The 391-nt window shown below is 70.3% G+C and carries 1 protein-coding gene; it reads left to right on the top strand.

Going from position 1 to position 391, the window contains the following annotated elements; genetic code table 11:
* The coding region (locus tag ACNPM4_RS19170) for a DeoR/GlpR family DNA-binding transcription regulator (RefSeq protein ID WP_473965309.1) at positions 1-335 on the top strand (335 nt) is incomplete at its 5' end.
* Positions 336-391: the final 56 nt, after the last annotated feature.

Genomic DNA, 391 nt, shown 5'->3' with positions numbered 1-391 from the left:
CCATCACGCAGGCGACGACAGGCCCCGTGACGTTCACGATGACGCCGGGCGGACCCGAGGTCGACATCCGCTGCGACCTCGCCCTGATCGCCGTCGGCGCGGTCGACGAAGCCGGGTATTCGACCTCGAACCTCGGCGACGCCGCCATGATGTCGGAGATGATCCAGCGAGCAGAGCGCACGGCGATCCTCGCGGACTCCACCAAGCTCGGGCGTCGATTCTTCGCCCAGATCGCGCTCCTCGAGCGGGCGGACTACCTGATCACAGACGCTCCCCCTCCGTCCCGCATCGCCGCCGCTCTCGCGCAGGCCGACGTCCAGGTGCTCACGCCGTAGGGCCCGAGGTCTGTCCGCGCCCGAGCCGTCATGCTCGCCGAGTCGCGCCAGCGACG

This window comes from Microbacterium umsixpiens, from assembly GCF_053543675.1.
Note: the sequence above shows the minus strand (reverse complement) of the source record. Positions and strands in the feature narration are given on the sequence as shown.